This window comes from Vibrio sp. Hep-1b-8, from assembly GCF_006124995.1.
Taxonomy (GTDB): domain Bacteria; phylum Pseudomonadota; class Gammaproteobacteria; order Enterobacterales; family Vibrionaceae; genus Vibrio.
In genome coordinates this window covers 19,314-27,961 of record NZ_QEWN01000025.1, presented here as the reverse complement: position 1 = coordinate 27,961, position 8,648 = coordinate 19,314, and the positions used below count along the sequence as shown (strand labels likewise).

Below are 8,648 nucleotides of genomic sequence, written 5' to 3'. Positions count from 1 at the left end.
AGCACTAGACTCTTACATCCCAGAGCCAGAGCGTGCAGTAGACATGCCGTTCCTAATGCCAATCGAAGACGTATTCTCAATCCAAGGTCGTGGTACAGTAGTAACTGGCCGTATCGAGCGCGGTATCCTAAACGTAGGTGACGAAGTTGCTATCGTAGGTATCAAAGAGACAATCACAACAACATGTACTGGTGTTGAGATGTTCCGTAAGCTTCTAGACGAAGGTCGTGCGGGTGAGAACGTTGGTGCACTTCTACGTGGTACTAAGCGTGATGAAGTAGAACGTGGTCAAGTACTAGCGAAGCCAGGTTCAATCACTCCACACACTAAGTTCGAGTCAGAAGTATACGTACTTTCTAAAGACGAAGGCGGCCGTCATACTCCGTTCTTCAAAGGCTACCGTCCACAGTTCTACTTCCGTACAACTGACGTAACTGGTAACATCGAGCTACCAGAAGGCGTAGAAATGGTAATGCCAGGCGATAACATCAAGATGACTGTAGAGCTAATCGCTCCAATCGCGATGGACGAAGGTCTACGTTTCGCGATCCGCGAAGGTGGCCGTACAGTTGGTGCTGGTGTTGTTGCTAAGATCTTCGCTTAATTCTAACGAATTAGCTAAAGTCTTCGGAAAATCTTGGAATAAGATTTGACGAACCAGTAGCAAAAAGGGCATCATTTGATGCCCTTTTTCTGCACTATACAAAATGTCTGTTGCATTGTTATGAAAACAGACATGTAAGCAGGATTTTTTGATTGAGGTGTTGCTTCTCAATCAATAAAAGCGTGCGTCAATCTAGTTAGATTGTCGTTTAATGGATTTGCCCTGCAACAGCGGGGTTGTTGTCGTCTATATTAAGACTTAGACAGGTTGGTTTTATGAAAGCAAATAATGCTGAAACTCCTGATAGCTCAAATGGCGCAGATATCTTTAAGTGGATTGTCACTTTCGCTCTGTTAGCTGCCGCTGTTGTGGGTAATTACCTGTATGGTGAAATGTCTGTAGTAATTCGTGCTGCAGGAGTTGTTGTATTAATCGCTGCGGCACTTGGTGTTGCTGCTACAACAACTAAGGGTAAAGCTGCGATTGAGTTTGCAAAAGAGTCGCGTATGGAAGTACGCAAAGTGGTTTGGCCTACTCGCCAAGAAACTATGCAAACTACTTTAATCGTTTTAGCTGTAAGTATTGTAATGGCTCTAGTGCTTTGGGGCATTGACGGCATCATGGTTCGTCTTGTCGCTCTAGCAACTGGGGTATAGAGGGTTTTAATTCATGAGTGAAGCTCCAAAAAAACGCTGGTATGTGGTTCAAGCCTTCTCTGGATTTGAAGGCCGTGTAGCCCAATCTCTTCGTGAGCATATCAAAATGCACAGCATGGAAGAGCTGTTTGGTGAAGTTCTAGTCCCTACTGAAGAAGTAGTGGAAATGCGTGCAGGTCAGCGTCGTAAGTCTGAGCGCAAGTTCTTCCCTGGTTACGTCCTAGTTCAGATGATCATGAACGATGAATCATGGCACTTAGTACGCAGTGTGCCGCGTGTCATGGGCTTCATTGGTGGTACCTCTGATCGTCCAGCTCCTATCACTGATAAAGAAGCTGATGCGATTCTTAACCGTCTAGAGAAAGCAAGTGAAGCTCCTCGCCCACGTACTATGTACGAAGCGGGTGAAGTGGTACGTGTTACAGACGGTCCATTTGCTGACTTCAACGGTACAGTTGAAGAAGTGGATTACGAGAAGAGCCGCCTGAAAGTGTCTGTATCGATCTTTGGTCGTGCGACACCAGTTGAGCTTGAATTTGGTCAGGTTGAAAAACTGGACTAATACTCTGATTTGTAGAGTATAAAAAATCACCTTTTTAGGGTTGTATAAGGCGCGAATTATTACTATAATCTCGCGCCTTATTATTTCAATCGAAGCTTAAGTTTTGAGCGAAATAAAAAGAATTTGTATCAACGGGGAGCTGATCGGTCGATTAGCGCTTGTACCCAAAATTAGGAATAATCATGGCTAAGAAAGTTGAAGCTTACATCAAGCTACAAGTTGCTGCTGGTATGGCAAACCCAAGTCCACCAGTTGGTCCTGCACTAGGTCAACACGGTGTTAACATCATGGAATTCTGTAAAGCGTTCAACGCGAAAACAGAATCTCTAGAGAAAGGTCTACCTACTCCAGTAGTTATCACTGTATACAGCGATCGTTCTTTCACGTTCATCACTAAGACTCCACCTGCTGCTGTTCTTCTTAAGAAAGCTGCTGGCGTTAAGTCTGGTTCAGGCCGTCCAAACACTGAAAAAGTGGGCACTGTAACTGAAGCTCAAATCCAAGAAATCGCAGAAGCTAAAGCTGCTGATATGACTGGTGCTGACATCGAAGCAATGAAGCGTTCAATCGCTGGTACTGCTCGTTCAATGGGCCTAGTGGTAGAGGGTTAATAAGATGGCTAAACTAACTAAGCGCATGCGCGTAATCCGCGACAAAGTTGACGCGACTAAAGAATACGAAATCAACGAAGCTGTAGCTCTTCTTCAAGAACTAGCAACTGCTAAATTCGTTGAGTCTGTAGACGTTGCTGTTAACCTAGGCATTGATGCTCGTAAATCTGACCAAAACGTACGTGGTGCAACTGTACTACCACACGGTACTGGCCGCGACATCCGCGTTGCAGTGTTCACTCAAGGTGCAAACGCTGAAGCAGCTAAAGAAGCTGGCGCAGACATCGTTGGTATGGAAGATCTTGCTGAGCAAGTTAAGAAAGGCGAAATGAACTTTGACGTAGTTGTTGCTTCTCCAGATGCAATGCGCGTTGTAGGTCAACTAGGTACTATCCTAGGTCCTCGCGGTCTAATGCCAAACCCTAAAGTTGGTACTGTAACTCCTAACGTTGCTGAAGCTGTTAAGAACGCTAAAGCTGGTCAGGTTCGTTACCGTAACGACAAAAACGGCATCATCCACACTACTATCGGTAAAGCAAATTTCTCTGCTGAGCAGATCAAAGAGAACCTAGAAGCTCTTCTAGTTGCTCTGAAGAAAGCTAAGCCATCTTCTGCTAAAGGTACTTACCTGCAGAAAGTAAGCATCTCTACTACTATGGGTGCTGGTGTTGCTGTTGATCAGGGTAGCCTGAACACTCAAGCATAATTGATTTGATTAGGCGCGAAATTAATGTATAATTCTGCGCCTAATATTTGTGGTTGGGGCTGAACTTTGGTTCATTAAATTCTTCTAGAATTTGTTGTGAATTATGACCCAGTCTCCGTCCAAGACCGTAGGTGTTTGACTTGTCAAACTTAATTATCCTACGTAGATGGTGCCCGAACTGACAGAAAGCTCTATGTAAATAGTTACCTTTCTTCTGGGAAGCACCTTTTAAGCTCTCACTGTTGTGATAATAGTGAGTGGTGTAACGACAACCAGGAGTTAATCCAAGATGGCTTTAAACCTTCAAGACAAAAAAGCAATTGTTGCTGAAGTCAACGAAGCTGCCAGTGGTGCACTTTCTGCAGTTGTAGCTGACTCTCGTGGCGTTGAAGTGGGCGCAATGACTTCTCTACGTAAACAAGCTCGTGAAGCGGGCGTTTACCTGAAAGTTGTTCGTAACACGCTGATGCGTCGTGCGGTAGAAGGTACTAGCTATGAGTGTCTAACAGAGACATTCACTGGTCCTACTCTAATCGCATTCTCTAACGAGCACCCAGGTGCTGCAGCGCGTCTTTTCAAAGACTTCGCTAAAGAGAACAAAAACTTCGAGATCAAAGCTGCTGCATTTGAAGGCGCGCTAACTGACGCTGAAGTACTAGCGACACTACCAACTTACGACGAAGCAATCGCACGCCTAATGATGTGCATGAAAGAAGCTTCTGCTGGCAAGCTGGTACGTACATTCGCTGCTATCCGCGATCAAAAAGAAGAAGCTGCGGCGTAAGCCTTGCTTTTTTCTGGTTGCTTAATAAACTTATTGTTGATTTAAAAGAGAATTGTTATGTCTATTACTAACGAGCAAATCCTAGACGCAGTTGCAGAAATGTCTGTAATGCAAGTTGTTGAACTAATCGAAGCGATGGAAGAGAAATTCGGCGTTTCTGCTGCAGCTGCTGTTGTAGCTGGTGGCGCTGCAGCTGGCGAAGCTGCTGCTGAGCAAACTGAATTCGACGTAATCCTAGAATCTGCTGGCGGCAACAAAGTTGCTGTTATCAAAGCAGTACGTGGCGCAACTGGCCTAGGTCTTAAAGAAGCTAAAGCTCTTGTAGACGGCGCTCCAGCACCTCTTAAAGAAGGTGTTGAGAAGGCAGAAGCTGACGCTCTTAAAGCTCAGCTAGAAGAAGCTGGCGCAGTAGTTGCTGTTAAGTAATTATTACTTAGCTTCTTAGCCTAACGGCTAATGGCTGGTGGTTTTATAACCACCGGCCTTTTTGCGCTGTAGGGGTTGGGTGATTTTTCCGCTGTTTGAGCACCCATACTTCAAGCAAAAAACGCTTCATTAGCTCTTAATGAAACGCTACTACACTCAAACAGATATTTAGTCACTGTCTCATACTACCAGAGGCAGTTTGGGTCACTTATCAGCGAGCTGAGGAACCCCATGGTTTACTCTTATACCGAGAAAAAGCGCATCCGTAAGGACTTTGGTACTCGTCCACAAGTGTTGGACATTCCATACCTGCTATCGATCCAGCTCGATTCGTTCGAGAAATTTATCGAACAGGATCCTGAAGGTCAATACGGTCTTGAAGCTGCTTTCCGTTCTGTATTTCCGATTCAGAGCTACAACGGCAATTCCGAGCTGCAATACGTTAGCTACCGTCTTGGTGAGCCAGTTTTTGACGTTAAAGAATGTCAAATCCGCGGTGTAACTTATTCAAAGCCACTACGCGTAAAACTACGTCTAGTTATTTTTGATAAAGACGCGCCAGCAGGTACTGTAAAAGACATTAAAGAACAAGAAGTCTACATGGGCGAAATTCCGCTTATGACAGACAATGGTACCTTCGTTATCAATGGTACCGAGAGGGTTATCGTATCCCAGCTGCACAGAAGTCCTGGCGTATTCTTCGACAGCGATAAGGGTAAGACCCACTCATCAGGTAAAGTTCTATACAATGCACGTGTTATTCCTTACCGTGGTTCATGGCTTGATTTCGAGTTTGATCCTAAGGATAACCTATACGTACGTATTGACCGCCGTCGTAAGCTACCAGCATCTATCATTCTTCGCGCACTAGGTAAGACGACTGAAGAGATCCTGGACATCTTCTTTGAGAAGGTGAACTTCGAAGTTAAAGATCAAACTCTTCTAATGGAGCTTGTTCCTGATCGTCTACGTGGTGAAACTGCGTCGTTCGATATCGAAGCTAACGGTAAGGTTTACGTTGAGACTGGCCGTCGTGTGACTGCACGTCATATCCGTCAACTTGAAAAAGACAGCATTGAGCACATCGAAGTACCTGTAGAGTACATCGTTGGTAAAGTTGCATCGAAAGATTACATCAACGAAGCGACTGGCGAGATCATTGTTGGTGCAAACCAAGAGATCAGCCTAGAAGCTCTAGCTAACCTTTCTCAAGCTGGCCATAAAGCTCTATCTGTTCTATTCACGAACGATCTAGACCACGGCCCATTCATGTCAGAGACACTACGTATCGACAGCACTGTTGATCGTATTTCTTCGCTGGTAGAAATCTACCGCATGATGCGCCCTGGCGAGCCACCAACGAAAGAAGCTGCTGAAGCACTATTCGAAAGCCTATTCTTCTCTGAAGAGCGTTACGATCTATCGACTGTTGGTCGTATGAAGTTCAACAGCTCTATCGAACGTGAAGATGCTCAAGAGCAAGGCACACTTGATGAAACTGATATCATCGAAGTGATGAAGAAGCTTATCGCTATCCGTAACGGCATCGGTGAAGTGGACGATATCGACCACCTAGGTAACCGTCGTATCCGTTCTGTTGGTGAAATGGCAGAAAACCAATTCCGCGTTGGTCTAGTACGTGTTGAACGTGCTGTTAAAGAGCGTCTAAGCCTTGGTGACCTTGATGCAATCATGCCTCAAGATCTAATCAATGCTAAGCCGATCTCTGCTGCGGTTAAAGAATTCTTTGGCTCTTCTCAGCTATCTCAGTTCATGGACCAAAATAACCCATTATCAGAAGTAACGCACAAGCGTCGTATTTCTGCGTTGGGTCCTGGCGGTCTAACTCGTGAACGTGCTGGCTTCGAAGTACGTGACGTACACGTAACTCACTACGGTCGTCTATGTCCTATCGAAACACCTGAAGGTCCAAACATCGGTCTGATCAACTCTCTATCTGCGTTTGCGCGTTGTAACGAGTACGGTTTCCTAGAGACTCCATACCGTCGTGTTGTAGATGGCGTAGTAACAGACGAAGTAGATTACCTATCTGCTATTCAAGAAGGTCAGTACGTTATCGCTCAGGCGAACACTGTTCTTACTGAAGAAGGCACATTTGCTGAAGAGCTAATCACAGCTCGTCAGAAAGGTGAATCTGGTCTACACCCACGCGAACATGTTGACTACATGGACGTTGCAACTAACCAGGTTGTATCTATCGCTGCATCGCTTATCCCGTTCCTAGAACACGATGATGCGAACCGTGCATTGATGGGTGCGAACATGCAACGTCAGGCAGTTCCAACTCTTAAAGCTGATAAGCCTCTAGTTGGTACTGGTATTGAGCGTAACATCGCAGTTGACTCTGGTGTTACTGCGGTAGCGAAACGTGGTGGTGTAATCCAGTCTGTAGATGCTTCTCGTATCGTTGTTAAAGTGAACGAAGAAGAGTTGATCCCTGGTGAAGCAGGTATCGATATCTACAACCTAACTAAATACACTCGTTCTAACCAAAATACGTGTATCAACCAGCGTCCATGTGTGATGCCTGGTGAACCTGTTGCACGTGGTGACGTTCTTGCTGATGGTCCTTCAACAGACCTTGGTGAACTTGCTCTTGGTCAGAACATGCGTATCGCGTTCATGCCTTGGAACGGCTACAACTTCGAAGACTCGATCTTAGTATCTGAGCGCGTAGTTCAAGAAGACCGTTTCACGACTATCCACATTCAAGAACTATCTTGTGTGGCGCGTGATACTAAGCTTGGTGCTGAAGAGATCACAGCTGACATTCCAAACGTAGGTGAGTCTGCTCTGTCTAAACTAGACGAGTCAGGTATCGTTTACATTGGTGCGGAAGTGAAAGGCGGTGACATCCTTGTAGGTAAAGTAACGCCTAAAGGTGAAACTCAGCTAACTCCTGAAGAGAAGCTACTACGTGCTATCTTCGGTGAGAAAGCATCAGACGTTAAAGATACGTCTCTACGCGTACCAAACTCTGTTTCAGGTACGATCATCGACGTTCAAGTATTTACTCGTGACGGTGTTGAAAAAGACAAACGTGCACTTGAAATTGAACAGATGCAGCTTAAAGAAGCGAAGAAAGACCTTACTGAAGAATTCCAGATTCTTGAGGGTGGCCTTCTAAACCGTGTTAAAGCTGTACTTATCGACGGTGGTTACACTGAAGCGAAACTAGATGCTATCGATCGCAAGAAGTGGCTAGAACTGACGCTTGAAGACGATGCTCTACAGACTCAGCTAGAGCAACTAGCAGAGCAGTATGACGAGCTACGTGCAGACTTCGATAAGAAGTTTGAAACCAAGCGTCGCAAGATCACACAAGGTGATGATCTAGCACCTGGCGTACTGAAGATCGTTAAAGTTTACCTAGCGGTTAAACGTCGCATCCAGCCTGGTGATAAGATGGCGGGTCGTCACGGTAACAAGGGTGTAATCTCTAAGATCAACCCTGTTGAAGACATGCCATACGATGAAAAAGGTCAACCTGTTGACATCGTACTGAACCCACTAGGTGTACCTTCGCGTATGAACATCGGTCAGATCCTAGAAGTACACTTAGGTCTGGCAGCGAAAGGTATCGGTGACAAGATCAACCAGATGGTTAAAGAGCAGCAAGAGCTAGCTAAGTTCCGTGACTTCCTACAGAAGGTTTACGATCTTGGTGAAACTCGTCAGAACGTAGACATCGCGTCTCTATCTGATGATGAAGTTCGTACGTTGATCTCTAACCTACGTGGCGGTCTACCGATCGCAACGCCGGTATTCGATGGTGCAAATGAATCATCAATCAAAGAGCTTCTAAAACTAGGTGACCTACCAGAATCTGGTCAGTTAACTCTGTTTGATGGTCGCACTGGTGATGCGTTTGAGCGTCCTGTAACTGTTGGTTACATGTACATGCTGAAACTGAACCACCTTGTTGATGACAAGATGCACGCTCGTTCGACTGGCTCGTACAGCCTAGTAACTCAGCAACCACTTGGTGGTAAAGCTCAGTTCGGTGGTCAGCGTTTCGGTGAGATGGAAGTATGGGCACTTGAAGCTTACGGTGCTGCTTACACGCTACAAGAAATGCTAACAGTTAAGTCTGATGACGTTAACGGCCGTACTAAGATGTACAAGAACATCGTAGACGGTAACCACAGCATGGAACCTGGTATGCCAGAATCGTTCAACGTACTGTTGAAAGAGATTCGCTCGCTAGGTATCAACATCGAGCTAGAAGACGAAGAGTAATCCCACGGGATTATTTGGTAGAAGGTGCTCACTTTTGCG

8 protein-coding genes are annotated in these 8,648 nt (G+C 45.5%); all 8 read left to right on the top strand.

Features of this window, described 5'->3' with window-relative positions:
- A partial coding sequence (locus tag DA100_RS06620) for an EF-Tu/IF-2/RF-3 family GTPase (protein WP_240800885.1) occupies positions 1–604 on the top strand: 604 nt, incomplete at its 5' end.
- Between the two features lie 275 nt (positions 605–879).
- Positions 880–1,260, top strand: a complete 381-nt coding sequence (secE, locus tag DA100_RS06615; RefSeq protein WP_004747599.1) for a preprotein translocase subunit SecE — start codon at positions 880–882, stop codon at positions 1,258–1,260.
- Positions 1,261–1,273: 13 nt separating this feature from the next.
- Positions 1,274–1,822: a transcription termination/antitermination protein NusG gene (gene nusG / locus DA100_RS06610; RefSeq protein ID WP_008078233.1), complete on the top strand. Its 549-nt coding sequence runs from the start codon at positions 1,274–1,276 to the stop codon at positions 1,820–1,822.
- A 182-nt stretch (positions 1,823–2,004) separates the two neighbouring features.
- A complete protein-coding gene (rplK, locus tag DA100_RS06605) occupies positions 2,005–2,433 on the top strand; it encodes a 50S ribosomal protein L11 (protein ID WP_138971461.1) in 429 nt (142 codons plus the stop codon).
- A 4-nt stretch (positions 2,434–2,437) separates the two neighbouring features.
- A complete protein-coding gene (gene rplA / locus DA100_RS06600; protein ID WP_138971460.1) occupies positions 2,438–3,139 on the top strand; it encodes a 50S ribosomal protein L1 in 702 nt (233 codons plus the stop codon).
- 289 nt (positions 3,140–3,428) lie between these two features.
- Complete coding sequence (rplJ, locus tag DA100_RS06595; RefSeq protein WP_138971459.1) at positions 3,429–3,923, top strand: 50S ribosomal protein L10; 495 nt, start codon at positions 3,429–3,431, stop codon at positions 3,921–3,923.
- Positions 3,924–3,980: 57 nt separating this feature from the next.
- A complete protein-coding gene (gene rplL / locus DA100_RS06590) occupies positions 3,981–4,349 on the top strand; it encodes a 50S ribosomal protein L7/L12 (RefSeq protein ID WP_138971458.1) in 369 nt (122 codons plus the stop codon).
- Positions 4,350–4,580: 231 nt separating this feature from the next.
- A complete protein-coding gene (gene rpoB, locus DA100_RS06585) occupies positions 4,581–8,609 on the top strand; it encodes a DNA-directed RNA polymerase subunit beta (protein ID WP_138971457.1) in 4,029 nt (1,342 codons plus the stop codon).
- Positions 8,610–8,648 lie beyond the last annotated feature (39 nt).